The 22,807-nt window shown below is 61.9% G+C and carries 24 protein-coding genes; 15 read left to right on the forward strand and 9 right to left on the reverse strand.

The window, feature by feature from the left end:
- The first annotated feature begins 183 nt into the window (after positions 1-183).
- From urtB to J1G18_RS04120, 11 genes are all read left to right on the forward strand, one after another.
- Complete coding sequence (gene urtB, locus J1G18_RS04070) at positions 184-1,686, forward strand: urea ABC transporter permease subunit UrtB (RefSeq protein WP_027613563.1); 1,503 nt, start codon at positions 184-186, stop codon at positions 1,684-1,686.
- Positions 1,686-2,765, forward strand: a complete 1,080-nt coding sequence (gene urtC / locus J1G18_RS04075; protein ID WP_223007137.1) for an urea ABC transporter permease subunit UrtC — start codon at positions 1,686-1,688, stop codon at positions 2,763-2,765. Before urtB ends, urtC begins: the two co-directional genes overlap by 1 nt.
- Complete coding sequence (urtD, locus tag J1G18_RS04080; protein WP_086794501.1) at positions 2,762-3,631, forward strand: urea ABC transporter ATP-binding protein UrtD; 870 nt, start codon at positions 2,762-2,764, stop codon at positions 3,629-3,631. Before urtC ends, urtD begins: the two co-directional genes overlap by 4 nt.
- A gap of 132 nt (positions 3,632-3,763) precedes the next feature.
- Positions 3,764-4,462: an urea ABC transporter ATP-binding subunit UrtE gene (urtE, locus tag J1G18_RS04085; RefSeq protein ID WP_098966990.1), complete on the forward strand. Its 699-nt coding sequence runs from the start codon at positions 3,764-3,766 to the stop codon at positions 4,460-4,462.
- A 30-nt stretch (positions 4,463-4,492) separates the two neighbouring features.
- Positions 4,493-5,332: an urease accessory protein UreD gene (locus tag J1G18_RS04090; RefSeq protein ID WP_098966988.1), complete on the forward strand. Its 840-nt coding sequence runs from the start codon at positions 4,493-4,495 to the stop codon at positions 5,330-5,332.
- 147 nt (positions 5,333-5,479) lie between these two features.
- On the forward strand, positions 5,480-5,782 hold the full coding sequence (gene ureA / locus J1G18_RS04095; protein WP_007915951.1) for an urease subunit gamma: 303 nt from the start codon (positions 5,480-5,482) through the stop codon (positions 5,780-5,782).
- 9 nt (positions 5,783-5,791) lie between these two features.
- Positions 5,792-6,325, forward strand: a complete 534-nt coding sequence (locus J1G18_RS04100) for a GNAT family N-acetyltransferase (protein WP_047600616.1) — start codon at positions 5,792-5,794, stop codon at positions 6,323-6,325.
- 6 nt (positions 6,326-6,331) lie between these two features.
- Positions 6,332-6,868 (forward strand): GNAT family N-acetyltransferase, encoded by a 537-nt coding sequence (locus J1G18_RS04105; protein ID WP_027613558.1) that lies wholly within the window; start codon positions 6,332-6,334, stop codon positions 6,866-6,868.
- Complete coding sequence (locus J1G18_RS04110; protein ID WP_098966985.1) at positions 6,865-7,170, forward strand: urease subunit beta; 306 nt, start codon at positions 6,865-6,867, stop codon at positions 7,168-7,170. Before J1G18_RS04105 ends, J1G18_RS04110 begins: the two co-directional genes overlap by 4 nt.
- 160 nt (positions 7,171-7,330) lie before the next feature.
- On the forward strand, positions 7,331-9,031 hold the full coding sequence (ureC, locus tag J1G18_RS04115) for an urease subunit alpha (RefSeq protein ID WP_150369550.1): 1,701 nt from the start codon (positions 7,331-7,333) through the stop codon (positions 9,029-9,031).
- A gap of 147 nt (positions 9,032-9,178) precedes the next feature.
- Positions 9,179-10,306 carry a sensor histidine kinase gene (locus tag J1G18_RS04120; protein ID WP_027613555.1) on the forward strand — a complete coding sequence of 376 codons (1,128 nt, stop codon included), beginning with the start codon at positions 9,179-9,181 and terminating at the stop codon, positions 10,304-10,306.
- 142 nt (positions 10,307-10,448) lie between these two features.
- On the opposite strand, the gene J1G18_RS04125 is transcribed toward J1G18_RS04120, so the two are convergent.
- A complete protein-coding gene (locus J1G18_RS04125; RefSeq protein WP_027613554.1) occupies positions 10,449-10,754 on the reverse strand; it encodes a chaperone modulator CbpM in 306 nt (101 codons plus the stop codon).
- 23 nt (positions 10,755-10,777) lie between these two features.
- Positions 10,778-11,725 carry a DnaJ C-terminal domain-containing protein gene (locus J1G18_RS04130; RefSeq protein ID WP_027613553.1) on the reverse strand — a complete coding sequence of 316 codons (948 nt, stop codon included), beginning with the start codon at positions 11,723-11,725 and terminating at the stop codon, positions 10,778-10,780.
- Positions 11,726-12,016: 291 nt separating this feature from the next.
- Between J1G18_RS04130 and J1G18_RS04135 the strand changes: the two genes are divergently transcribed.
- On the forward strand, positions 12,017-13,291 hold the full coding sequence (locus J1G18_RS04135) for an Hsp70 family protein (protein ID WP_098966982.1): 1,275 nt from the start codon (positions 12,017-12,019) through the stop codon (positions 13,289-13,291).
- Between the two features lie 114 nt (positions 13,292-13,405).
- On the opposite strand, the gene J1G18_RS04140 is transcribed toward J1G18_RS04135, so the two are convergent.
- The 3 genes from J1G18_RS04140 to J1G18_RS04150 form a co-directional block, all read right to left on the reverse strand.
- Positions 13,406-14,419, reverse strand: coding sequence for an AI-2E family transporter (locus J1G18_RS04140; RefSeq protein WP_027613551.1), 1,014 nt, complete (start codon positions 14,417-14,419; stop codon positions 13,406-13,408).
- 197 nt (positions 14,420-14,616) lie between these two features.
- Positions 14,617-14,922: a PsiF family protein gene (locus J1G18_RS04145; protein ID WP_007966973.1), complete on the reverse strand. Its 306-nt coding sequence runs from the start codon at positions 14,920-14,922 to the stop codon at positions 14,617-14,619.
- Positions 14,923-14,985: 63 nt separating this feature from the next.
- The gene (locus J1G18_RS04150; protein WP_134787546.1) at positions 14,986-15,780 is read right to left on the reverse strand and encodes an AraC family transcriptional regulator; all 795 of its coding nucleotides are present in this window, start codon (positions 15,778-15,780) and stop codon (positions 14,986-14,988) included.
- 96 nt (positions 15,781-15,876) lie between these two features.
- Between J1G18_RS04150 and J1G18_RS04155 the strand changes: the two genes are divergently transcribed.
- A complete protein-coding gene (locus tag J1G18_RS04155; RefSeq protein ID WP_108181533.1) occupies positions 15,877-16,764 on the forward strand; it encodes a DMT family transporter in 888 nt (295 codons plus the stop codon).
- Between the two features lie 120 nt (positions 16,765-16,884).
- Here J1G18_RS04155 and J1G18_RS04160 read toward each other — a convergent pair whose 3' ends face one another.
- The 3 genes from J1G18_RS04160 to J1G18_RS04170 form a co-directional block, all read right to left on the reverse strand.
- Positions 16,885-17,775 carry an esterase/lipase family protein gene (locus tag J1G18_RS04160; protein WP_098966979.1) on the reverse strand — a complete coding sequence of 297 codons (891 nt, stop codon included), beginning with the start codon at positions 17,773-17,775 and terminating at the stop codon, positions 16,885-16,887.
- Positions 17,776-17,866: 91 nt separating this feature from the next.
- Complete coding sequence (locus J1G18_RS04165; RefSeq protein ID WP_098966977.1) at positions 17,867-18,172, reverse strand: DMT family transporter; 306 nt, start codon at positions 18,170-18,172, stop codon at positions 17,867-17,869.
- On the reverse strand, positions 18,173-18,811 hold the full coding sequence (locus tag J1G18_RS04170; RefSeq protein ID WP_223007138.1) for an FMN-dependent NADH-azoreductase: 639 nt from the start codon (positions 18,809-18,811) through the stop codon (positions 18,173-18,175).
- 108 nt (positions 18,812-18,919) lie between these two features.
- Between J1G18_RS04170 and J1G18_RS04175 the strand changes: the two genes are divergently transcribed.
- Positions 18,920-19,849 (forward strand): LysR substrate-binding domain-containing protein, encoded by a 930-nt coding sequence (locus J1G18_RS04175; protein ID WP_223007139.1) that lies wholly within the window; start codon positions 18,920-18,922, stop codon positions 19,847-19,849.
- A gap of 90 nt (positions 19,850-19,939) precedes the next feature.
- Positions 19,940-20,473 (forward strand): bacterioferritin, encoded by a 534-nt coding sequence (locus J1G18_RS04180; RefSeq protein WP_027613544.1) that lies wholly within the window; start codon positions 19,940-19,942, stop codon positions 20,471-20,473.
- Positions 20,474-20,576: 103 nt separating this feature from the next.
- Here the strand turns inward: J1G18_RS04180 and J1G18_RS04185 are convergent, their stop codons facing one another.
- Entirely contained in the window at positions 20,577-22,652 is a 2,076-nt protein-coding gene (locus tag J1G18_RS04185) for an AsmA family protein (RefSeq protein WP_135294851.1), read from the reverse strand.
- Positions 22,653-22,807 lie beyond the last annotated feature (155 nt).

Genomic DNA, 22,807 nt, shown 5'->3' on the forward strand with positions numbered 1-22,807 from the left:
GAACAATATTTTGTGGTGAGGGGATTCATCCCCGATGGGTCGCGAAGCGACCCCAAATGCTACAGGCGCGATGTACCTGTGAATCGCGGCGACTGTTTTTGCGACTGCTTCGCAGCCGATCGGGGATGAATCCCCTCGCCACAAAGACTGTGCCCACCATTAGTCCGCGCAAGGCGACTCTTTATGCCGACTACCCTTTACCGCTTCATCCTCGCCATCGCACTGCTGTTGCCGATGACTGCCTTTGCCGGTGACGCCGAAGACTTCGTCGCCGCCAATCCCGTGCAGCAAGCCAGACTGCTGGAAGCCTGGGCCGCGCAGCCCGAGCCGGCGCGTGTCGAGCTGATCAACGCCCTGCAACAAGGCGAATTGACCCTCGACGGCCAGCCGAAAACCCTGCGCCTGAACAACCGCCTGCGGGGTCTGATCGACACCGCGTTGGCCAGCCACCAATTGCTCGCCGCCGATGCCAAAACCCGTCTGACTGCCGCGCAGCAATTGCAGAAAAGCGCGAAACCCGCGCAGCTGAAATTCCTCGACCAGCAGCTGGCTGGCGAAAAAGACGAGAACGTCCACGCCGCCCTGAGCCTGGCGCTGGCCAATCTGCAGCTGGTCGACAGCGATCCGGCGGTGCGTCTGGCCGCCGTGCGCCTGCTGGGTGAAACCGGCGATCCGCTGGCCCGCACCCGCCTCGAAGGCCTGCTCGAGCCCGGCGTCGAAAGCGATGCCGGGGTGCGCACCGCCGCCGAAACCAGTCTGGCTCAGGTCAAGCGCAAACTGCTGATCGGCGAAGTGTTGGGTCAGGCGTTCAGCGGCATGTCCCTCGGCTCGATCCTGCTGCTCGCGGCGCTCGGGCTGGCGATCACCTTCGGCCTGCTCGGGGTGATCAACATGGCCCATGGCGAGATGCTGATGCTCGGCGCCTACTCGACTTACGTGGTGCAGCTGATGTTCCAGCGTTACGCACCGCAAGCCATCGAGTTCTATCCGCTGATCGCGCTGCCGGTGGCGTTCTTCGTCACGGCGGCGATCGGCATGGCGCTGGAACGCACAGTGATTCGTCATCTCTACGGCCGACCACTGGAAACCCTGCTCGCCACCTGGGGCATCAGCCTGATGCTGATCCAGTTGGTGCGCCTGCTGTTCGGCGCGCAGAACGTCGAGGTGGCGAACCCGGCGTGGCTGTCCGGCGGGATTCAGGTGCTGCCGAATCTGGTGTTGCCGTACAACCGCATCGTGATCATCGCCTTCGCCTTGTTCGTGGTGGTGCTGACCTGGCTGCTGCTGAACAAGACCCGCCTCGGCCTCAACGTCCGTGCGGTCACGCAGAACCGCAACATGGCTGCCTGCTGCGGCGTGCCCACCGGACGCGTCGACATGCTCGCCTTCGGCCTCGGCTCGGGCATCGCCGGCCTCGGTGGCGTGGCGCTGAGCCAGATCGGCAACGTCGGCCCGGATCTGGGTCAGAGCTACATCATCGACTCATTCCTGGTGGTGGTGCTCGGTGGCGTCGGGCAACTCGCCGGCAGCGTGCTCGCCGCGTTCGGGCTGGGCATCGCCAACAAGATTCTCGAACCGCAGATCGGTGCGGTACTCGGCAAGATCCTGATCCTCGCGCTGATCATTCTGTTCATCCAGAAACGTCCGCAAGGCCTCTTCGCACTGAAAGGACGGGTGATCGACTGATGAACCAGCCTCTACTTGTCACGGCCACGCAAAAAGCCGGGCCGAAAGTCACCCTTGCCATCGGCGCGGTGATCCTCGCGCTGCTGATCGCCCTGCCGCTGCTTTCGCTGTTGGCACCGGACAGCGCGCTGCATGTCTCGGCCTACACCCTGACGCTGGTCGGCAAAATCCTCTGCTACGCGATCGTCGCTCTGGCGCTGGATCTGGTCTGGGGCTACGCCGGGCTGCTGTCGCTGGGCCACGGCCTGTTCTTCGCCCTCGGCGGTTATGCGATGGGCATGTACCTGATGCGTCAGGCCGCCGGTGATGGTTTGCCGGCGTTCATGACCTTTCTGTCGTGGACCGACCTGCCGTGGTACTGGAGCGGCACCAGCAGTTTTATCTGGTCGATGTGTCTGGTGGTGCTGGCACCGGGTCTGCTGGCGCTGGTGTTCGGCTTCTTCGCCTTCCGTTCGCGGATCAAGGGTGTGTATTTCTCGATCATGACCCAGGCCCTGACCTTCGCCGGGATGCTCCTGTTTTTTCGCAACGAGACCGGCTTCGGCGGCAACAACGGTTTCACCAATTTCCGCACGATTCTCGGTTTCGGCATCACTGAGCCGGGCACCCGCGCGGTGCTGTTTCTGGCGACCGTGTTGCTGCTGGTGGCGAGTCTGTTCATCGGCTGGCGTCTGGCGCAGAGCAAGTTCGGCCGGGTGCTGACCGCGCTGCGCGATGCGGAAAACCGCCTGATGTTCTGCGGCTACGACCCGCGCGGCTTCAAGCTGTTCGTCTGGGTCTTGAGCGCGGTGCTGTGCGGTCTGGCCGGGGCGTTGTATGTACCGCAGGTGGGGATCATCAACCCCAGCGAAATGTCGCCGACCAACTCCATCGAAGCGGCAGTGTGGGTCGCCCTCGGCGGTCGCGGCACGCTGATCGGGCCGTTGCTCGGTGCCGGTGTGGTCAACGGCATGAAGAGCTGGTTCACCGTGGCTTTCCCCGAATACTGGCTGTTCTTCCTCGGCGCGCTGTTCATCGTCGTGACGTTGTATCTGCCCAAAGGCGTGATCGGCCTGCTGAAGAAACGAGGTGAACAATGAGAGTCACTGCGAGTGCTGAATTCATGCTCGAACCGGCGTTCTTCCCCGTGGAACCGAACAAGGACGAAGGCACCAGCCGTGACTCGATCGGCCTCGGCCAACGCGTCGGCCCGGGCCTCGACACCCGCCACGGCACGATCCTGACCCTGGAAGACATCAGCGTCAGCTTCGACGGCTTCCGTGCGCTGAACAATCTGAACCTGTACATCGGTGTCGGCGAACTGCGCTGCATCATCGGCCCCAATGGCGCAGGCAAGACTACGCTGATGGACGTCATCACCGGCAAGACTCGCCCCAGCCACGGCAAGGCGTGGTTCGGCGAAACCCTCGATCTGACGCAGATGAGCGAAGTGCAGATCGCCCAGGCCGGGATCGGCCGCAAGTTCCAGAAACCGACAGTGTTCGAAGCGCTCAGCGTGTTCGAGAATCTGGAGCTGGCGCAGAAGACCGACAAGTCGGTGTGGGCCAGTTTGCGCGCACGCCTGAGCGGCGAGCAGCGCGATCGCATCAGCGAAGTGCTGGAGACCATCCGCCTGACCACCTCGGTCAATCGCCCGGCGGGCTTGCTGTCACACGGCCAGAAGCAGTTTCTGGAGATCGGCATGTTGCTGATGCAAGACCCGCAACTGTTGCTGCTCGACGAACCGGTGGCGGGCATGACCGATGCCGAAACCGAATTCACCGCCGAGCTGTTCAAATCGCTGGCCGGCAAGCATTCGCTGATGGTGGTGGAGCACGACATGGGCTTCGTCGGCTCGATTGCCGACCACGTGACGGTGCTGCATCAGGGCAGCGTGCTGGCGGAAGGGTCGCTGGAGCAGGTGCAGGAAAACGAGCGGGTGATCGAGGTCTATCTCGGCCGTTGAACTGCAAACACCTTTCCAATGTGGGAGCGGGCTTGCTCGCGAATGCGGTGTGCCATTCAAGTTGATGGCGACTGATCCACCGCATTCGCGAGCAAGCCCGCTCCCACAGGGGGATTTGAGGAGATTTTGAGAATGCTGCAAGTCGACAAGTTGCACCAGTACTACGGCGGTAGCCACATCCTCCGTGGCCTCTCATTCGACGTAAAAGTCGGCGAAGTCACCTGCCTGCTCGGGCGCAACGGCGTGGGCAAGACCACCCTGCTCAAATGCCTGATGGGCCTGTTGCCGGCCAAGGAAGGTGTGGTGAACTGGGAAGGCCAACCGATTACCACGTTCAAGCCGCACCAGCGGGTACACGCCGGGATCGCCTATGTGCCACAGGGCCGGGAAATCTTCGGCCGGCTCACCGTGGAGGAGAATCTGCTGATGGGCCTGTCACGGTTTCCCGGCAGTGAAGCGAAAGAAGTACCAGGTTTCATCTACGAATTGTTCCCGGTGCTGCTACAAATGAAGCAGCGCCGCGGCGGTGACCTGTCCGGCGGTCAGCAACAGCAGCTGGCTATCGGTCGCGCCCTGGCCAGTCGTCCGCGTTTGCTGATCCTCGACGAGCCCACCGAAGGCATCCAGCCCTCGGTGATCAAGGAGATCGGCGCGGTGATCAAAAAACTCGCGGCGCGTGGCGACATGGCGATTTTGCTGGTGGAGCAGTTCTACGATTTCGCTGCGGAGCTGGCCGATCAGTACCTGGTGATGTCCCGGGGCGAGATCGTGCAACAGGGGCGCGGCGAAAATATGGAGGCCGAGGGTGTACGAGGTCTGGTAACAATTTAATCTGTAGCTTCCTAACGATAATTACAAACCATGAATCTAGCGCTTCCCACTGCCCTGTTTACCCCGAGCTGGCATGCCGAGCTGGAGCTGGCCTACGCCCGCTTCGGCGACTGCACGCGCCCGGTTCAGCGCCGGCATCTCGGCCCGCTGCGCGTGCAAAAGCACCTGTATGCCGAAGGCCCCGAGGTCTGCCAGCACATCATCGTCCACCCGCCGGGCGGGATCGCCGGGGGTGACCGGCTGAACATCAGCGCCCGCGTCGAACGGGACGCCTGGGCGCAGATCACCAGCCCCGGCGCGGCCAAGTGGTATCGCGCAGCGGGGCCGGCGTATCAGCAAATCGATCTGAAAGTCGCGGCCGGCGCGACGCTGGAATGGCTGCCGCAGGAAACCATCGTCTACAGCGCCGCTCAGGCTGAACTCACCACCTCGATCGAGCTTGAAGGCGATGCGCGGTTGTTCTACTGGGACGTGGTGGCGCTGGGCCGACCGGCCAGTAGCGAGCGCTTCGACCTCGGACACTTTCAAGCGCATCTGGATATCCGCCGTGACGGGCGATTGCTCTGGCACGAGCGTCAGAGGATTACTGGCGGTGACGGCTTGCTCGATTCGCCGATCGGCCTGGATGGCCATCCGGTGTTTGCGACGCTGCTGGTGACCGGTGAAATCGATGCCGAATTGCTGGAGCGCTGTCGTTCGCTGGGGCATGCAGTGCGCGGCGATCTGACCCAGTTGCCCGGCCTGTTGGTGGCTCGGTGTTTGGCGTCAGAGGCACTGCTCGCCCGTGCCTGGCTCATCGATTTATGGCGTTTGTTACGCCCGGTTCTGCTAGGCCGTGAAGCCCAGCCCCCGCGAATCTGGAACACCTGAAATGCAATCCAACTGTGGGAGCGGGCTTGCTCGCGAAGGCGATGTGTCATTCACACAGATGCTGGCTGACCTACCGCTTTCGCGAGCAAGCCCGCTCCCACAGGAGATTTGTGCACATTTTTCAATCTGCCCTGATGGATACCCGCAATGGACCTGACCCCACGCGAAAAAGACAAGCTGTTGATCTTCACCGCCGGCCTCGTCGCCGAACGCCGACTGGCCCGAGGTGTGAAGCTCAACTACCCGGAAGCCATGGCCTATATCTCCGCCGCCCTGCTCGAAGGCGCCCGTGATGGCCAGACCGTGGCCGAGCTGATGCACTTCGGCACCACCCTGCTCAGCCGTGAACAGGTGATGGAAGGCATCCCGGAAATGATCCCGGAGATCCAGGTCGAAGCGACGTTTCCCGACGGCACCAAACTGGTCACCGTCCACCAACCGATCGTCTGAGGCCGCGCCATGACCTACACCATTCGCGATGCCCTGCACGCCGACCTCCCTGCAATCCGCGACATCTACAACGACGCGGTGCTCAACACCACGGCGATCTGGAACGAATCGGCGGTCGACCTCGGCAACCGCCAGGCGTGGTTCAGCGCCCGTCAGGCCCAGGCCTACCCGATTCTGGTGATCGTCGACGCCGACAACGTTGTGCTCGGCTACGCTTCCTTTGGCGACTGGCGGCCGTTCGACGGTTTCCGCCATACCGTCGAGCACTCGGTCTATGTCCGTAGCGACCAGCGCGGCAATGGCCTTGGCCCGCAATTGATGAGCGTGCTGATCGAGCGGGCCAAAGCCTGCGACAAGCATGTGATGGTCGCCGCCATCGAAAGTGGCAACGCCGCTTCCATTCGTCTGCATGAACGCGCCGGTTTCAGCATCACCGGACAAATGCCGCAAGTCGGCACCAAGTTCGGTCGCTGGCTCGATCTGACCTTCATGCAACTGACCCTCAATCCTGGCGCCCAGCCGCCGGTCGCCAACAAGGAGTGACACGCGATGAACCCCGCCCAACTGCGACGCGTCAATGCGGAAAGTTTTGCGCACTATCGTCAGGGCCTGATTGATCTGCTGCTCGACGCCGTGGGTTATGGCGCCAGCGTCGGTTTCATGGCCGATCTCGATGCCGCGCAGGCCCGCGCCTATTTCGATGAAGTGCAGCAACAAGTGAACAAGGGCAGCGTGTTGCTCTGGGTGGTGGTCAAGGATGAAGAGGTGCAGGCCAGCGTGCAGTTGGGCCTGTGCCAGAAGGCCAACGGCCTCAATCGCGCCGAAGTGCAGAAGCTGCTGGTGCGTGAACAGGCGCGCCGCCGTGGCCTCGGCCAGCAGTTGATGAATGCGCTGGAGCTCGAAGCGGCCAAGCACAAGCGCGGCATGCTCTACCTCGACACCGAGGCCGGCTCCCCCGCCGAAGATTTCTACAAGGCCCTGGGTTACACCCGTGCCGGCGAAATTCCCGACTACGCCTGCGACCCGCACGGTACGTATCGCCCGACCGCCCTCTACTACAAGATTCTGCAAGGAGCCCGGCCATGATTCCCGGCCAGTACCAGATCCAGCCCGGCGACATCGAACTGAATGTCGGCCGCCGCACCCTCAGCCTGAAAGTCGCCAACAGCGGCGACCGACCGATCCAGGTCGGTTCGCACTATCACTTTTTCGAAACCAACGACGCGCTGACCTTTGATCGCGCGGCCAGCCGTGGCATGCGCCTGAATATCCCGGCCGGCACCGCGGTGCGCTTCGAGCCGGGGCAGAGCCGCGAGGTCGAGTTGGTGGAGTACGCCGGGCATCGGCGGGTGTTCGGCTTTGCCGGGCGGGTCATGGGTGATCTCTAAGTAATGCGGTGTCTGCTCTGGCCCCTTCGCGAGCAAGCCCGCTCCCACATTCGACCGCGTTCCTTCAGTTGAAATGCGGTCAATTGTGGGAGCGGGCTTGCTCGCGAATCTGTGAGCGCAGCGAACAGCCTCAAAGACCATTGAATTCCAAGGCGAACACATGAAGATTTCCAGACAAGCCTACGCCGACATGTTCGGCCCCACCGTCGGCGACAAGGTGCGCCTGGCGGACACCGAGTTGTGGATCGAAGTCGAAAAGGACTTCACCACCTACGGCGAAGAAGTCAAATTCGGCGGCGGCAAAGTCATCCGCGACGGCCAGGGCCAGAGCCAACTGCTCGCCGCCGAAGTGGTCGACACGCTGATCACCAACGCGTTGATCATCGACCACTGGGGCATCGTCAAAGCCGACGTCGGCCTCAAGGACGGGCGGATCGCCGCGATCGGCAAGGCCGGTAACCCGGACGTACAGCCCAACGTGACCATCGCCATCGGCGCCAGCACCGAGGTGATCGCCGGTGAAGGCATGATCCTCACTGCCGGCGGCATCGACACGCACATCCACTTCATCTGCCCGCAGCAGATCGAAGAAGCGCTGATGAGCGGCGTCACCACCATGATCGGCGGCGGCACCGGGCCTGCCACCGGCACCAACGCCACCACCTGCACCTCTGGCCCGTGGCACCTGGCGCGCATGCTGCAGGCCGCCGACGCGTTCCCGATGAACATCGGCCTCACCGGCAAGGGCAACGCCAGCCTGCCGGAGCCGCTGATCGAGCAGGTCAAGGCCGGCGCCATCGGCCTCAAACTGCACGAAGACTGGGGTACCACCCCGGCGAGCATCGACAACTGCCTGAGCGTCGCCGACCAGTACGACGTGCAGGTGGCGATCCACACCGACACCCTCAACGAATCGGGTTTCGTCGAAACCACCCTCGGCGCGTTCAAGGGCCGCACCATTCACACCTATCACACCGAAGGTGCCGGCGGCGGTCATGCGCCGGACATCATCAAGGCCTGCGGTTTTCCTAACGTGCTGCCGAGCTCGACCAACCCGACCCGGCCGTTCACCCGCAACACCATCGACGAACACCTCGACATGCTGATGGTCTGCCACCACCTCGACCCGAGCATCGCCGAAGACGTGGCGTTCGCCGAAAGCCGTATCCGCCGCGAAACCATCGCCGCCGAAGACATCCTCCACGATCTCGGCGCATTCTCGATGATCAGCTCCGACAGCCAGGCCATGGGCCGCGTCGGCGAAGTCATCACACGCACCTGGCAGACTGCCGACAAGATGAAAAAGCAGCGCGGCCCGCTGCCGCAGGACGGCGAAGGCAACGACAACTTCCGCGCCAAGCGCTACATCGCCAAGTACACGATCAACCCGGCGATCACCCATGGCATCAGCCATGAAGTGGGTTCGATCGAAGTTGGCAAATGGGCCGACCTGGTGCTCTGGCGTCCGGCGTTTTTCGGTGTGAAACCGACGCTGATCCTCAAGGGCGGCGCCATCGCCGCCAGTCTGATGGGCGACGCCAACGCGTCGATTCCAACCCCGCAACCGGTGCACTACCGCCCGATGTTCGCCAGTTACGGCGGCTCGCTGCACGCCACCAGCCTGACGTTCATCAGTCAGGCCGCGCAGGAGGCCGGGTTGCCCGAGGCACTGGGACTGAAGAAGAAAATCGGCGTGGTCAAAGGCTGCCGCGAGGTGCAGAAAACCGACCTGATCCACAACGATTACCTGCCGAACATCGACGTCGACCCGCAGACCTATCAGGTCAAGGCCGACGGCGTGCTGCTGTGGTGTGAACCGGCCGAGACCCTGCCGATGGCCCAGCGCTACTTCCTGTTCTGACGCACGGCAAAAGGCCCCGGTTTCGTGTCTTGCGCACGATCCCGGGGCCTTTTTCATGTCGCTGGAAAAGCACTGTGCAAACGGTCGTGTATTTCCCGCCAAAGGGGCTAATATTCGATTCGCTCCGCCTTTTTTCAGGAACTGCCCATGCGTCTTTCCGAGTTCATCGTGGCCAATATCGACCCTATCGTCGATGAGTGGGAACAGTTCGCCGCGACCATCACGCCGGCCGCCGACTATCTGGATTCCACTGCGCTGCGCGATCACGCCAGCGAGATTCTGCGGGCCGCCGCCCGCGACATGAACAAGCCGCAAAGCCCCGCCGAACAGGCTGCCAAGGCCAAGGGCGAAGGCCCGGAAAAGACCCCGAGCCTGGACGAGGCCGGCGCCAGCCATGGCGAGCTGCGCCACACCGTCGGTTTTGACCTGGTGCAGATGACCAGTGAATTCCGCCATTTGCGTGCCTGCGTGATCCGCCTGTGGGTCAACAGCCTTGAATCGCCGGACATGACCTATTTTCAGGACATGATCCGTTTCAACGAAGCCATCGACGAGGCACTGGCCGAATCCACCGCGGCCTACGCCGAGCAGGTCAATCGCTCGCGGGACATTTTCCTCGCCATCCTCGGCCATGACCTGCGTGCGCCGCTGCAGGCGGTGAGCATGTCCACCGAACTGCTGCTGCGCAAATCCAGCCTTGAAGGCGATGCCCTGGCCTGCGCCCAGCACATCAAGCGTGGCGCGCGGCACATGGCGACGATGGTCAGCGATCTGCTGGAACTGGTGCGCAGTCGTCTGGGCCGTAGCCTGCCGATCGAGCCGGCACCGATGGATCTGGCCGTTGCGGCGCGAGCGGCGATCGCCGAAGCTTGCGCCGGTCAACCGCAATCCGATCCCAGGCTCACCGTGCACGGTGACACCAGCGGCGTGTGGGACGCCGGACGGATCGACCAGTTACTGCAAAACCTGATCGGCAATGCCTTGCAGCACGGTGCCAACCAGCGCGACGTGACCCTCGATCTGCGTGGCGAGGGCGACCACGTGTGCCTGTCGGTGCACAACTACGGCACACCGATTTCCGAAGAGGCGATCGGTACGATTTTCGACCCGCTGGTGCGCAGCGCCGACGAAGAACTCGGGCAGCCGTCGACCAGCCTCGGGTTGGGTCTGTTTATCGTCAAGGAAGTGGTGACCGCCCATGGCGGGACGATCGATGTCAGCTCGAGCGAGGCTGACGGGACGTTGTTCAGTGTGGTGTTGCCGAGAAAGGTTTAAGCAGGCTTACCGCGTAATCGTTCTTCGCGAGCAAGCCCGCTCCCACATTTGACTGCTTTTCAACTGGAAAACCGCGGTCGAATGTGGGAGCGGGCTTGCTCGCGAAGGGGCCGGCAAAGACACTCAAAAACCAACGGTAAAACTATTCGACCACCAAACGCCCCAACCGCTGGCGCAGCATGCGATTCTCGGCTCGCAATTCCTTCACTTCATCGAGCAGATCAAGCGCCAGGGCGACGCCCTCCCACTCCAGCTCCAGCTCGCGCCGCAACTTCGCGGCGCGCTTGGCCAGGCTCAGCTCGTAGTCGGTGAACCGCCATTCCCGGGGCTGCGCGCCCTGAGGTTCGAGGATGCCGTGTTCGACGATTTCGATCACGTAGACGTCCGACAGATCGGCCGCCTCACAGAATTCTGCCATGTCCAGTTGAACGATCAGGGGGCTGCTCATGATGGGCTACTCCGTCGTCGGATTCAGAAGTTCTCTCTTGGGTTGAACGCGGCTTTTTTCGCCAGTTCCTGCCACAGCGCCTTGACCTCGTCGTCCGAGGTTTTCGGCATCACGGCCTTGAGCTGCACGAACAGATAACCACGCTCACCGGCCTTGTTTTTCAAGCCATGACCCTTGGCGCGCATGCGCTGGCCATTCTGGCTGCCGGCCGGAACCTTGAGGTTGATCTTGCCGGTCAGGGTCGGCACGGCCACTTCAGCGCCCAACGCCAGCTCCCACGGTGCCAATGGCAGGGTGATGATCAGGTTTTCGCCTTCGACATCGAATTTCGGATGCGGCGCAAAGCGAATGGTCAGGTACAGGTCGCCATTGGCCCCGCCACCGATGCCCGGTGCGCCCTGCCCTTTGAGGCGGATGCGCTCGCCGTCGGTGACGCCCGCCGGGATCTTCACGTTCAGGCTCTTGCTGGTGTTGCTGACGTGCTGACCGTTGGCGTTGTATTGCGGGACCTGGAAGCTGACCTTCTTCGACTCGTCCGACAGGGTCTCCTCAAGGAAGACCGGCAGTTCCATTTCCACGTCTTGCCCTCGGCGCCCTGCACTGCGTTGTTGCCGACCGTCGCCACCGAAACCGGCGCCGCGATTGCCGAAGATCGAACTGAAGAAGTCCGAAAAGTCGCCGGTGTCGCCACCGCCGCCACCAAAACCGCCACGGCTCTGCCAGCCCGGCGGGCCCTGGAACGGCTGACCGTGCTGGCCATAACGGCGCAGCTCGTCATATTCGGCGCGCTTGTCGGCGCTTTTCAGCGCTTCATAGGCTTCCGAGGCGTCCTTGAACTTGGCCTCGGCGTCTTTTTCCTTGCTGACATCGGGGTGGTATTTGCGCGCCAGCTTGCGATAGGCAGCCTTGATCGCCTTGTCGTCCGCTGTCGGCTCCACGCCGAGTATCTTGTAATAGTCTTTGAAGTCCATCGAAGGAATCACCATCCGTTATCGATTTCGCGCCGAGGCCAGCATGCGCTCATTCGCGCGTGCCGGGTTGACCGATCTCAACTTTGTGACCGGGTGGCGCAGCAGAAGTTTATCGGCAGTGGACGACGGTTCTTGCGACCGCCGGTATGTCTGCCGGCCCATGCCAGCAAGTTTGGGGCGAAGCTGCGACTTTCAAGAAGCTTAGTCGTGAAATAGCAGATGACCGGCCTTCGAATCTGCCGCGCACTGACATACACTGCGCGGCCGTTTTTTGACCGGAACCCGAAAGACATGAACAACGCCTCTCCAGCCCGTGCCTGCGGTATCGACTTCGGCACCTCCAACTCCACCGTCGGCTGGCTGCGCCCCGGCATGGAAACGATGATCGCGCTGGAAGACGACAAGATCACCCTGCCGTCGGTGGTGTTCTTCAATATCGAAGAGCGCCGTCCGGTTTACGGGCGCCTGGCCCTGCACGAGTACCTGGAAGGCTACGAAGGCAGGCTGATGCGCTCGCTCAAGAGCCTGCTGGGTTCCAAGCTGATCAAGCACGACACCAGCGTCCTCGGCACGGCGATGCCGTTCAAGGATCTGTTGGGGCTGTTCATCGGCCAGCTCAAGAGCCGTGCCGAAACGGCCGCCGGTCGGGAGTTCGAGCAGGTGGTGCTGGGGCGTCCGGTATTTTTCGTCGATGACGACCCGCTGGCCGACCAGGAAGCCGAAGACACCCTGGTCGAAGTGGCGCGCAAGCTCGGTTTCAAGGACGTGTCGTTCCAGTACGAACCGATCGCTGCGGCATTCGACTACGAGTCGACCATCGAAAAAGAAGAGCTGGTGCTGATCGTCGACATCGGCGGTGGTACCTCGGACTTCTCGCTGGTGCGCCTGTCGCCCGAGCGTCGCGGCATGGACAACCGCCACGATGACATCCTCGCCACCGGCGGCGTGCACATCGGCGGTACCGATTTCGACAAACAGCTGAGCCTGCAAGGCCTGATGCCGCTGTTCGGCTACGGCAGCCGGATGAAGAGCGGCGCCTACATGCCGACCAGTCACCACATGAACCTGGCGACCTGGCACACCATCAACTCGGTGTACTCGCAGAAATCCACCCTGGCGCTGGGCAGCATGCGCTACGACATTGAAGACACCGGCGGCATCGACCGGTTGTTCAAGCTGATCGAACAGCGCGCCGGGCACTGGCTGGCGATGGAAGTCGAAGAAACCAAGATCCAGTTGACCCACGCCGACAGCCGCCACGTACCGCTGGACCGTATTGAGCCGGGCCTGAGCGTGGAACTGAGCCGCGCCCTGTTCGAATCCTCCATCGACGCCTTGCTTGAGCGCGTGCGCGGCAGCGTTACGCAGCTGTTGAACGATGCCAACGTGTCGGTGGCTCAGGTCGATACGGTGTTCTTCACCGGCGGTTCAAGCGGCATTCCGGCGCTGCGCAACAGCGTTTCGGCGATGCTGCCGAATGCGCGACATGTTGAAGGGAATATCTTTGGCAGCATTGGCAGCGGTCTGGCGATTGAGGCGATGAAGCGCTACGGTTCGATGGCCTGATCCAGAATCAGCGGCGCGCCATTCGCGAGCAAGCCCGCTCCCACAGGATCACACTGAACCTGTGGGAGCGGGCTTGCTCGCGAAAGGGCACTTTCAAACGCTATAAGGCTTGAATCAAACCATCCCGCCCAGCTTCAACTCACTCTTCAGGTACGCGTAATAAATCGGCCCCGCCACCACCCCCGGCAGGCCGAACGCGGCTTCGAACACCAGCATCGCCAGCAGTAATTCCCACGACTTGGCACTGATCTGCCCGCCGACGATGCGCGCGTTGAGGAAGTATTCGAGCTTGTGGATAAAGATCAGATAGCCCAGCGCCGCCACCGCCACCCAGATCGACAGCGACAGACCGACGATGGTGATCAGCGTGTTCGACATCAGGTTGCCGATCACCGGCAGCAGGCCGAGCAGGAACGTCAGGACGATCAGGGTCTTGGTCAGCGGCAGCTTGATGCCGAACAGCGGCAAGACCACCACCAGGAAAATCGCGGTGAAGAACGTGTTCAGCAGGGAAATCTTGATCTGCGCGAAGACGATGTTGCGAAAGGCTTGAACCACCAGATGCAGACGGTCGAACAGGGCGGCGGCCAGCGGTTTGCGTTTGGTCAGATCCGGTACTCGCTGCAGAGCAATGATCGCGCCGAGAACCATGCCAATCAGCAGGGTGACAAACATGTGCGCCGCGTCCTTGCCTACCAGTTGCAGCTCGGACAGATGCTTGCTCGCCCATTCGCCGATGGCCACGCGAAATTCCGCAGCGCTGGCCGGCAGGTAGGCATCGAGGAACGGCGGCAGTTGGCCGCGCGCGCGATCGACCACGCCCATGAATTTGTCGAGCGAGGCGCCCGGATTTTCCGCTTCGTGCAGCAGGAAACTGATGGCGCCAGCAAAGATCAGCGCCAGCACACTGACCACCAGGGTGCCCAGCAGCGCCACCGCCAGCCAGCGCGCACGCCGACCTTCGATCAGCCGTTGCAGTTGCGGGGTGAGCATGTTGACCAGCTCGAACACCAGCAAACCGGCCAGCAGGCTGGGCAACAAGCGCAGCGGCAACGCCAGCAACAAACCGCCGCAAATGATGATGCAGCTGACCCAAAACACAACATGACGCTCAGAAAACGTTGGCATACAGCCTCAAAACGAACGGCGTAAAAGGATTGGCAGTCTGCCAGCGATCCGGGGAGAGCACTAGGGATATGCAGGGGCTATTGTCGTGCTCAATGGCCCCTTCGCGAGCAGGCTCGCTCCCACATTGGAATGCGCACTCCTGTGGGAGCGAGCTTGCTCGCGAAGAGGCCAGCCCGCTCACCACAAGACTCAAGTGCTTACTTTTTCTTCAGGCAATCACTCATGAAGGTCTTGCGCGCATCGCCGGTCAGCGCCTTGGTTTTCGCGTCGGCGTTGCAGGTTTTCATTTTCTCCTGCTGCGGGGTCAGCACTTTGCCGTCATTGGCGGCCGGTGCAGCCTTGAGGCAAGTGCTCATGAAAGTCTTGCGCTCGTCGCCCTTGAGGCTTTTGGCGGTAGCGTCAGCATTGCAGGTGGTCATTTTGTTCTGTTGCGCCGTGGCGGCGAAACCCTGGGAACACAGGAGCAGACCGATCATCAACAAAGGGACACGCAACATCTTCATGGAGTTTTCTCCTTGTCGCCGCATCGATGGATGCGGCCTCCGCTGAAGTGTAGCCAAATCTTGTTACACCTTCCTGCCTTCCACGTGGCTACGCCGATACTGTTCCGGCGTACACCCGGCCTGCCGGGCAAACATGGCAATGAACGCCGAGCCGCTGCTGTAGCCGAGATCGAAAGCGATTTCCTGCACGCTCTTCGTGCTTTCCAGCGCCTCGATCGCCGCGAGATAACGCAGGCGCTGACGCCATTCGCCGAAACTCAGTCCCAGTTCGCGCACGAACTGCCGGGCCAACGTACGCTCGCTGACGTGCACTTGCGCCGCCCAGTGGGCCAGCGGGAGGTTATTGCCCGGATCGGCCTGCAAGGCGTCGAGGATCGCCAGCAACCCGGGATTGCTTGCGTACGGCAGATAACATTCATGCACCGGCGCCTGTTGCAATTGATCGACCAACACCTGGGCCAGACGCTGGTCGGCATCCAGTTCGGGGATTTTCACGTCGCGGGCGGCGAAGTCCTTGAGAATCGCCTTGAGAATGTCGCTGATTGCCAGCGTGCAGGCGCGCGGCGGCAGATCGGCGCAAACCTTCGGATCGAGGCACACCGCGCGGTAGTTGACCGGTTGATGGCTGTAGAAACTGTGCTCGACCTGCGGCGGCACCCACACCGCGTAGTGCGGCGGCGACATGAAGCGGTTGCCGTCGACGTCCATGTGCAGCACACCGTGGGCCGCGTACTCCAGCGTGCCCCACGGATGACGGTGCGGCGCCGCGTATTCATGGGCGTTGAAGTCGGCATAGCGAAAGTACACCGCCGACGGCAGTTCGCTGAAATCCAGCAGATCGATGTGTTTGCTGTTCATGCTGTCCGGTTGCAGTGGCAGGTTGTCCGGTTCGCAGTATAGGGCTGCATCCAGACAGGCGATAATCACCGTTCATCAACGTTCTGGTTTTAACCCATGCAATACGCGTTTCCCCTGCTGGCGATTTTCATCTGGGCCGGCAATACCGTGATCAACAAACTGGCGGTCGGGGCGATCTTCCCCGCCGAGATCGGTTTCTACCGCTGGCTGCTCGCCGGTCTGCTGTTCACCCCGTTCATGCTCAAAGCGGTGATCGCGCACTGGCCGCAGATCCGCCCGAACTTGGGCAAGATCTTCATCCTCGGCGTGCTCGGGATGGCGGTCTATCAAAGCCTGGCCTACTTCGCCGCGACGCTGACCACGGCGACCAACATGGGCATCATTTTGTCGCTGATGCCGCTGATGTCGCTGGCTATGGCAATCATCAGCCTCGGCCAGCGCCTGACCGCTGGGGCATTGTTCGGCGCGGTGCTGTCGTTCGCCGGCGTGCTGGTGGTGGTGTCGTCCGGCAGCCTCGGCGCGCTGCTGCAACATGGAGTGAACCTGGGTGACGCGATGATGCTGATCGCCACCCTGGCCTACGCGATCTACAGCACCCTGCTGAAAAAATGGCAGCTGCGCCTGCCGCCGCTGGTGTTGTTGTACCTGCAGGTGCTGGTGGCGATTGTGGTGCTGTTTCCGCTGTACGCCGCCTCGCCGAAAACCGGCTTCACCGCGCAGAACATTCCGCTGGTGCTGTACGCGTGCCTGCTGGCGTCAATGCTTGCGCCGCTGGCGTGGATGCAGGCGGTGCAGCGTCTGGGGCCGAGCCGCACGACGTTGTTCTTTAACCTGCTGCCGCTGATTACCGCGCTGATTGCGGCGGTGGTGCTGAAGGAGCAGTTGGCGATGTATCACCTGGTGGGTGGGGTGTTGACATTGGGTGGGGTGATTCTGTCGGAGCGCTGGACCACCGTTCTAGGCCGAAAACTCAGCGTTGCCTGATCTGGCCCTGTGGTGAGGGGATTTATCCCCGAAGGGGCGCGAAGCGACCCCGCTATTTATCTCAAAACAAGGGCTGCTGCGCAGCCCATCGGGGATAAATCCCCTCGCCACAAAAGCGAGTCACAATCCGGCAGCCTTTAGCCGCGCCGCATGCTCGACAAACAACCGCACCGGATCCGCGCCCTTCCCCACCAGCCCCAGCGACTGATTGACGATGTCGAAGTGATCCAGCGGATAGTCGTCGCCAATCACCGTGCCGAGGTGCGAGCTGTAACGCCCGACCATCCCGTCACACTGCCCCGGCTCACGCACGAAGGTTTTTGCGAACAAGCGGCAGCTGCGGTTGGTGCCGTCGAACAGGTTGCCACCGCGATCAGTTTTGCCCGGTTGCAACGTCCCCGACCACGAGTAATAACGCACGCCGTTGACCTCTTCCGGCCCGTGACCGCCCCAGGTCTCGGGCAGGCCCTGTGGATAACGCTGATTGAACAGCGCCACGCCTTCGCTGGTCAGCGATTGATGCGAAGCGTGGATGTCCACCGGCAGTTTCGGCCCGTGGTAACCGGTTTCCAGCAACGCCATCAGCCAGCCGACAAAACGCAACAGCACCTCCAGCACGCGGCCCTTGGCGCTGTTCGCCGGGTAGTGTTTCTGCAGATAGTCGGCCAGTTCAGAACCGTGATTGGGCCCGGCCACGGAGGTTACCGAGGCGACCAGATCCGGCCGTTTGGCAGCAGCATAACGTGCGGTCAGCGAACCCTGGCTGTGGCCGAACAGATTGACCCTGGCTGCGCCGGTCTCGCGCAGAATTTCGTCGATGCGCGCCAGCAACTGCTCGCCACGCACCTCGGTGGAATTGAGCGGCGATACCTGCACCGCAATCACCGTCGACCCGCCACGGCGCAACGCCTTGATGATGCCGTACCAGTACGGATACAGCAGCAGCCGGATAAACCCGAGCATGCCCGGCACCAGTACCAGTGGATAACGTGTCGCCGAACTTTGTGACATGGGCAAACATCCTTGTGGTCGCTGAGTGGATGCCAGACGTGCAAAACGCCCGCCAAGCCTCCTCCTTGATGATGACAACTGCACCATCAGCCTACTTCAGGCCCACCACCCCCGCCACAATCAGCCCCACCGACAGCAGTTTGACCAGAGTCAGGCTCTCGCCGAGCAGGGCAACACCGAGAAACACCGTGCCCAGCGAGCCGATCGCCGTCCAGATCGGATAGGCGATGCTCACCGGCAACTCGCGCAGCGCCAACGTCAGGAAGTAAATCCCGCCAATCGCCGCCACCACCGTGATCAGCGACGGCCACAAGCGGGTGAAGCCTTCGGCGTACTTCATGCCCATGGCGAAAGTCACCTCGAAACCGGCGGCGATCAGCAAGAACAGCCAGGCCACTTAGAACGTCCGGACGAGGTCGAGCAAACGCTGCTCGGCCTCGGCCACTGATACCGCGAAGGTGCGCTCGGCCGACTCTTCGCCCTCAGCCGCGACCACGCTGACGTCGTTGATGCCGACGAAACCCAGCGCCGTGCGCAGCCATGGATCGGCATGGTTCAGTGCTTCCAGTTCGCCGCCGGGGCCGAAGCCGAACCCGCCGCGACTGGTGACGATCAGCGCTTTCTTGCCTTGCAGCAGCGGCGTGTACTGGGCCACGCCGTTGTCCAGGGTGTGGTCGAACGTCAGGCCCAGACGCACGATCTGATCGACCCACGCCTTGAGGCCGCTGGGTACGCTGAAGTTGTACATCGGCGTGGAAATCAGCAGCAGGTCATGCTCGAACAACTCGCCGACCAGTTGATCGCTGAGCGCCAGATCGGCCTGCATCGACAGCGGGCGTGCCTGCGGCTCAGGGTAAAACGCCGCCGCCACAAACGCTTCGTTGACCGCTGGAATCAGCGCCCGTCCGACTTCCCGGCGAGTGACTTGAGCCTGTGGATGGCGCACCTGCCAGGCGCTGAGAAAACTTTCTGCCAAACGCCGTGAGTGCGAACGATCACCGCGAGGGCTGGCATGGATCGCAAGAATCTTGCTCATCTGAATCTCCTTGGGACTAGACTTGAATGGCTGTGTAGCGCCAGATTGGCGCCGACCCGCCGCTGTCTCAAATGAGCAAAAATCAGTCGGGATGAATTTGTTTCATCCATGGAGTATTCAATGTTCGCCTCGTTGCCGCTGACCGCCCTGCGCGCCTTCGAATCCGCTTCGCGGCTGTTGAGCTTCAAGGCCGCTGCCGAAGAGTTGTCGGTTACGCCGACGGCGATTTCTCATCAGATTCGTGCGCTGGAAGACTGGCTCGGCGTGGCGCTGTTCGAGCGTTTGCCGCGTCAGGTGCGCCTGACCGAAGGGGGCGAGCGGCTGTTTCGCAGCCTGCACGGGGCGCTGCTGGAAGTCGCGCAAAGCGTCGACACCCTGCGTCCGCAACGCAGCGGCAGCAACCTGACACTGTCGACCACCGCCGCGTTTGCCGCGCTGTGGCTGGTGCCGCGCCTCGGAAGGTTTTATGCGCAACACCCGAACATCAACGTGCGCCTCGATACCCACTGCGAAGTCATCGACCTGCATCAGGACGCCAGCGTCGATCTGGTGTTGCGCTACAGCCTCGACGACTACCCCAACCTTTACGGCTTGTGCCTGTTCGATGAGACCTTCGGCGTGTATGGCTCGCCGGAGCAGGTAGCTCTGGCCGCCCGACGCACACCGGCGCTGATCAGCGTGCGTTGGCACAACTCGAAGCTGTATGCCCATGGCTGGGAAGCGTGGTGCGCTCGCTCCGGCGAGTCGTGGCTGAACCAGCATCCGGCGATCCGTGAATACGACGAGGAGCATTACGCCCTGCAAGCAGCGATTGCCGGGCAAGGTCTGGTGCTGGCGAGCAATATTCTGGTCTCGCAGAGCGTCGCCAGTGGGTTGCTGGTGCCGTACAAGGGGCAGGTGCAAGTCGATGGTGCCGGATACAGCGCGCTGTGTGTGCCGGGACGGGAGCGGCATCCGCCGGTGCGGGCGTTCTTTGCCTGGTTGCGCGAAGAAGCGCAGTTGTCCGGGCTGGTACCAAGTTCGCCGGAAATCTCATAAAACTTTTTGCGTCGCTCAGGACTCACAACTTGGGTAACCGATCACGCCTGTAGAGCGTGGCGCCATTGGATTAGCCTCCTGGAGATCAACATGAGCGACGACCTGCACTTGTCAGATGTCAAAACCCTGCGCGAACGTGCGCGACAACACGTCGAGAACGGCGCGGTAACCGAGAGCTACAGCGCCGACCGTGACGAGGTGCTGCGCTTGCTCAACGAGTCGCTGGCCACCGAGCTGGTCTGCGTGCTGCGTTACAAGCGTCATTACTTCATGGCCAACGGCGTGAAAGCCCACGTGGCCGCGGAAGAATTCCTCGAACACGCGACCCAGGAAGCGCAACACGCCGACCGTCTGGCCGAGCGCATCGTGCAACTGGGCGGCGAGCCGGAGTTCAATCCGGACCTGCTGTCGAAAATGTCCCACGCTCAATATGTGGCGGGGAACACCTTGAAGGAAATGGTCTACGAAGACCTGGTGGCCGAACGGATCGCCATCGACAGCTACCGCGAGATCATCCAGTACATCGGCGAAAAAGACCCGACCACCCGGCGCATCTTCGAAGACATCCTCGCGCAGGAAGAAGAGCACGCGGATGACATGGCCGACATTCTGAAAGACCTCTGAACCTTTGATACCGCTATCGCGAGCAGGCTCACTCCTACAAGTTTTGCGCTGTACCTGTAGGAGTGAGCCTGCTCGCGATGACGCGTTTACAGACGCTGAAGATTTACTTGGTTGGCTTGACGGTCACTGGCGCCTTTCCCGCCTTCATCTGCTCAAGCAGAGGCGCACACTGGTTCGGCTCCCCACCGCTCGGCGCCACCAGCGCCAACAACCCCGCCGCCGGTGCAGCAATCACGCCCAGTGCAACCATCCCCGCGCCGCGTAGCATCAACGGCACGGCCTTCACCCCGGCGTCCGGCTTGATGAACTTGCCGCGCACGTACAACGGTGAACGCAGCGAAATCAGACGCCAGCCTTTGGACTCCGGTGTCACCGTCAGATCCAATTGCTCGGTGGCCATGTTCGCGGTGCCGTCGATGTAGATGATCGCGTTCTCGGTATCGAACACAAACAGCCGCGTGGTCGCCAGGCCGGTCTTGATGTCGAAGTCCGCCGCCGCGCAGTTGATCTTCACTTCCTTGTCGCCAAAAATCTTGCCGACCACGTAGTTACCGACGTTGAGTCCCGCCAGCTCCATCAGTTCACGGCTGATCGCGCCGTCGTTGATCAGCATCTTCAACTGGCCATTGGCGCCGCCAAGCAGCTTGGCCACCGAGTTGCCGCGACCGCTGATATCAGCATCACCGTTGAGCTCACCGAAGCTGGTTTTCATCGGTTCGAAGGTCGGGAACAACTGCTTGAGCTTGAAGCCGCGCGCAGTCAGTTTGGCCCGGCCTTCCAGCGGTTCGGTGCGACCGTTGAGGCGGATCTGCGCGTCCAGATTGCCGCCGGCCACGCCGAAGCGCAGCGGTTCGAGGCTGAGTTCGCCGTCGTTGAGTTTCAGGTGGGTATAGAGGTCGGTGAACGGCAGCTTTTCACTGTGGACGATGCGCTTGCCGGTGAACTCGACGTCGGCATCCATCGCGCGCCAGCGGTCGGTCTTGAATTCTTCCACCGGCAGCACTTTGTCGGTCGGCTGCTTACTCTCGCCGCCGCGGGCCTTTTGCTTGTCATTCGAGTCGGCGCCGATCAGCGGCGCGAGGTCGGCGAACAGCAATTGATTGGACAGCAACGCGCCGCTGAGCTTGGGCCGTGGCTGGCTGGCGACGTAGGTCAGATCGCCGTGAATGTCACTGCCGCCGATCTTGCCGTTGAACTGTTCATAAGTGAATTTCGCACCGGCGGCGTCATGCAACTTGGCAATCAGATGACCGTCGGTGGAATACGGCGGCGTATCCGGCAGGGTCACGCCGGTCAGTGGATAGAGGTTGCCTAGGCTTGCGCCCGCCAATTTAAGACGCAGATCAAGAGCGCCAAGGTTCAGCGGGTCGGTCAAGGTGCCAGCGAGTTCGATGCTGGTGGCGCCGATCTTCGCCTGGGCCTGCAGCGGGAATGGCTTGTTCGCGTCCTGCAACGCCAGTAATCCGCCTATCTTGCCCTGGCCGGTAAGATTCTGACCGTGGTACTGGCCTTTGACCTTCAGCGCGAATGCATAGTCCTGCGGCGCGGCGCCCTTGTCCTGCGCGGTCTTCGCGGCTTTGGCGCCGACGATATCGCTGAACGGAATCGGTTTGCCCAGCGGATCGATCAACACGTCGAGATTAGTCTTGAGTGTCTGGTCATCCAGGGTGACGTGGCCCTTGTCGAAACCAATGGCTCCGATGTCCACCACCCAGTTCGACGGTTCGGCATTCGGGTCTTTCGGGTCGAACTTGAAGGTCCAGTTGGCGCGGCCATCGGCCAGGCGTTGCAGTTGCGCGTTGGGTTCGGTCAGGTCGATGCGCGGGATCGTCACCCGTTGCGCCAGCAGTGCCAGCGGCGAGATGCGTAGTTCCACACGTTTGAGCGTGACCATCTGCGGCTGCTTCGACCAATCCGGGTTGCCCAGCGTCAGGTCCTCAGCCACCACGTGCGGCCACGGCACCCAGGCCCGCCAGCCGCCCTCGTCCGGCTCACGCTGCCAGATCACCGCGAGGTTGCCATTGATGGCGAACGGACGATGCAATTCTTCCGAGACTTTGGCGTTGAGCGGCGGTTTGATCCGGTTCCAGTCGAAGAACACGATGATCAGAACCAGTACCGCCAACAGCAGTAAGAGGATGGCGAAGGTCCAACTGAAGATTTTTCCGGTGCGCGTCATGCACAAAACTCCTGATGACGACCGCACGCCGACTTCGCGACGCACAGCTGAAACGGCGGGCCAAAGCGACCCTCATGAATTCTACGACTGGCAAACAGTGCGCAGGTTTAATCGGAATATAGATTCCGCGGCAAAAAATCGCCCGAATGCTGACC

This window comes from Pseudomonas sp. MIS38 (genome assembly GCF_019891575.1).
Lineage (GTDB): Bacteria > Pseudomonadota > Gammaproteobacteria > Pseudomonadales > Pseudomonadaceae > Aquipseudomonas > Aquipseudomonas putida_A.

Excerpts from the sequence above, each read along its gene's own strand:
- urtB (WP_027613563.1), top strand. The coding sequence starts at position 184 with ATGCCGACTACCCTTTACCGCTTCATCCTCGCCATCGCACTGCTGTTG.
- urtC (WP_223007137.1), top strand. The coding sequence starts at position 1,686 with ATGAACCAGCCTCTACTTGTCACGGCCACGCAAAAAGCCGGGCCGAAA.
- urtD (WP_086794501.1), top strand. The coding sequence starts at position 2,762 with ATGAGAGTCACTGCGAGTGCTGAATTCATGCTCGAACCGGCGTTCTTC.
- urtE (WP_098966990.1), top strand. The coding sequence starts at position 3,764 with ATGCTGCAAGTCGACAAGTTGCACCAGTACTACGGCGGTAGCCACATC.
- J1G18_RS04090 (WP_098966988.1), top strand. The coding sequence starts at position 4,493 with ATGAATCTAGCGCTTCCCACTGCCCTGTTTACCCCGAGCTGGCATGCC.
- ureA (WP_007915951.1), top strand. The coding sequence starts at position 5,480 with ATGGACCTGACCCCACGCGAAAAAGACAAGCTGTTGATCTTCACCGCC.
- J1G18_RS04100 (WP_047600616.1), top strand. The coding sequence starts at position 5,792 with ATGACCTACACCATTCGCGATGCCCTGCACGCCGACCTCCCTGCAATC.
- J1G18_RS04105 (WP_027613558.1), top strand. The coding sequence starts at position 6,332 with ATGAACCCCGCCCAACTGCGACGCGTCAATGCGGAAAGTTTTGCGCAC.
- J1G18_RS04110 (WP_098966985.1), top strand. The coding sequence starts at position 6,865 with ATGATTCCCGGCCAGTACCAGATCCAGCCCGGCGACATCGAACTGAAT.
- ureC (WP_150369550.1), top strand. The coding sequence starts at position 7,331 with ATGAAGATTTCCAGACAAGCCTACGCCGACATGTTCGGCCCCACCGTC.
- J1G18_RS04120 (WP_027613555.1), top strand. The coding sequence starts at position 9,179 with ATGCGTCTTTCCGAGTTCATCGTGGCCAATATCGACCCTATCGTCGAT.
- J1G18_RS04125 (WP_027613554.1), bottom strand. The coding sequence starts at position 10,754 with ATGAGCAGCCCCCTGATCGTTCAACTGGACATGGCAGAATTCTGTGAG.
- J1G18_RS04130 (WP_027613553.1), bottom strand. The coding sequence starts at position 11,725 with ATGGACTTCAAAGACTATTACAAGATACTCGGCGTGGAGCCGACAGCG.
- J1G18_RS04135 (WP_098966982.1), top strand. The coding sequence starts at position 12,017 with ATGAACAACGCCTCTCCAGCCCGTGCCTGCGGTATCGACTTCGGCACC.
- J1G18_RS04140 (WP_027613551.1), bottom strand. The coding sequence starts at position 14,419 with ATGCCAACGTTTTCTGAGCGTCATGTTGTGTTTTGGGTCAGCTGCATC.
- J1G18_RS04145 (WP_007966973.1), bottom strand. The coding sequence starts at position 14,922 with ATGAAGATGTTGCGTGTCCCTTTGTTGATGATCGGTCTGCTCCTGTGT.
- J1G18_RS04150 (WP_134787546.1), bottom strand. The coding sequence starts at position 15,780 with ATGAACAGCAAACACATCGATCTGCTGGATTTCAGCGAACTGCCGTCG.
- J1G18_RS04155 (WP_108181533.1), top strand. The coding sequence starts at position 15,877 with ATGCAATACGCGTTTCCCCTGCTGGCGATTTTCATCTGGGCCGGCAAT.
- J1G18_RS04160 (WP_098966979.1), bottom strand. The coding sequence starts at position 17,775 with ATGTCACAAAGTTCGGCGACACGTTATCCACTGGTACTGGTGCCGGGC.
- J1G18_RS04170 (WP_223007138.1), bottom strand. The coding sequence starts at position 18,811 with ATGAGCAAGATTCTTGCGATCCATGCCAGCCCTCGCGGTGATCGTTCG.
- J1G18_RS04175 (WP_223007139.1), top strand. The coding sequence starts at position 18,920 with ATGGAGTATTCAATGTTCGCCTCGTTGCCGCTGACCGCCCTGCGCGCC.
- J1G18_RS04180 (WP_027613544.1), top strand. The coding sequence starts at position 19,940 with ATGAGCGACGACCTGCACTTGTCAGATGTCAAAACCCTGCGCGAACGT.
- J1G18_RS04185 (WP_135294851.1), bottom strand. The coding sequence starts at position 22,652 with ATGACGCGCACCGGAAAAATCTTCAGTTGGACCTTCGCCATCCTCTTA.